The 1,857-nt window shown below is 77.0% G+C and carries 1 protein-coding gene and 1 pseudogene; both read left to right on the top strand.

Translation table 11 applies throughout. The features are described 5' to 3' along the window. The first annotated feature begins 175 nt into the window (after positions 1–175). Positions 176–1,075 (top strand): phosphoribosylaminoimidazolesuccinocarboxamide synthase, encoded by a 900-nt coding sequence (locus VGH76_RS25085; protein WP_331559485.1) that lies wholly within the window; start codon positions 176–178, stop codon positions 1,073–1,075. 75 nt (positions 1,076–1,150) lie between these two features. Further along, positions 1,151–1,857: pseudogene (locus tag VGH76_RS25080) on the top strand (DUF2334 domain-containing protein); the annotation flags it as partial.

Below are 1,857 nucleotides of genomic sequence, written 5' to 3'. Positions count from 1 at the left end.
CCCGGCTCGGGGTCTCCGAGGGCGACCTCGCGGCCGCCGTCGCCGACCCTTCGGCCTTCGTCGGGGCCGCCGACGCGCAGGTCGCGGCGATCGCGCGGCGGGTGGCTGAGCTCGCGGAGGCGCGCCCGGAGGCGGCGGCCTACGACCCCGCCCCGATCCTCTAGCCTCGCCGCCCGTGGTGACGATCGCGGACTACCCGCACCTCGCGTCGGGGAAGGTCCGCGACCTCTACGAGGTCGACGACGAGACGCTGCTGCTCGTGGCCTCCGACCGGATCTCGGCCTACGACCACGTGCTGTCCACGCCGATCCCGGACAAGGGCCGTGTGCTGACGGCGCTGTCGGTGTTCTGGGTCGGGCTGCTCGGCGGCCGGGACGTGGCCTCCCCGCCGGTCGCCCACCACCTCGTGGCCGCCCGCGACGAGCGCATCCCCGACGAGGTCCGCGGCCGCGCCCTGCTGGTGCGGCGCCTCGAGATGATCCCCGTCGAGTGTGTGGCGCGGGGCTACCTCGCCGGGTCCGGCACGGTCGACTACCGCCGGGACGGCGCCGTCTGCGGGGTCCCCCTGCCCGACGGGCTCACCGAGGGGAGCATGCTCCCGGCGCCGATCTTCACCCCCGCGACGAAGGCGGAGCTCGGCGAGCACGACGAGAACGTCTCCTTCGAGCAGGTGGCCGAGCAGGTCGGGCCCGACCTGGCCGGGGCGCTGCGGGACGCCACGCTGTCGATCTACGCGCGCGGCGCGGCCTACGCCGCCTCGCGCGGGATCATCCTCGCTGACACCAAGTTCGAGTTCGGCCTCGACCGCTCCGGGGCCCTGGTCCTCGGCGACGAGGTCCTCACCCCGGACTCGTCGCGGTTCTGGCCCGCCGAGCGCTACTCGCCGGGCCGGCCGCAGCCGTCGTTCGACAAGCAGTACGTCCGTGACTGGCTGACCTCCCCCGAGTCCGGCTGGGACCGGCACGGCGACGAGCCGCCGCCCCCACTGCCGGATTCCGTCGTCGAGGCCACGCGGGCGCGCTACATCGAGGCCTACACCCGGCTCACCGGACAGGGCTGGCCGCCGGCGCTGTGAGCAGCCGGGGGATTCGGACGCCGTAGCGCCAGAGTTCACGCGGAGGTTCACCGGCCCTCACGTCGGTGGGGCCTCATGGACGGTGTGCCCCTCCTGGTCTCGGCCTCCGGCCTCGCCCCCGGTGCTCCCCTCGACGCGGCCGTCCGGTGCTGCGACGCCCTCGACGCCCGCCGCGTCCCCCTGACCCTGCTCGTCGGCCCTCGCCCCCACCCGGAGGTGGCCGCGTTCGCCGCCGCCCGCCGTCGGGCGGGGGACACCGTCCTGCTGCGCGGTACCCGCGAGGCCCACGACGGCGGCCGTCCCTACCGCCGCCTGCCGGTGCTCGAGGCGCGCCTGCGCCTCGCCGGGGCGCTGCGCTCGGCGGAGGCGCTGGGGCTCGCCGTCGACGGCTTCGCCGCGCCCGGCTGGGCGGTGTCCGCGGGCACCCGCCGTGCCCTGGCCGAGGCGGGCCTCGACCTGCTCCTCGACGACGCCGGCGTCCACCGCCTCGGCGGTGACGGGGTCCCGACGACGGGTGTGGCCGGTCCGGTCGTGCGGCCCGGCGAGCCGGCGTCGGCGATCCCGACGCTGCGCCGGGGCCGGCGTCGTTCGGCCCAGCCCGCGCTGCGCCACCTCACCGCGGACGTGGCGTCCGGGTGCGACGCGCTGGTCGCGGCGGTCGACGACGCCCTGGTGGACGACGTGGTGCCCGCCGTGCCGGGCTCGCTCGTCGGCCCGCCGAGCCGGGCGGGCCGCCCCGTGGGCGTAGGTGCCCTCCGGGCTCGTGAGCACTTTCGGTGGCT

Source organism: Actinomycetospora sp. (assembly GCF_036497585.1).
Lineage (GTDB): Bacteria > Actinomycetota > Actinomycetes > Mycobacteriales > Pseudonocardiaceae > Actinomycetospora.
This window is presented reverse-complemented; position numbering and strand designations above follow the sequence as displayed.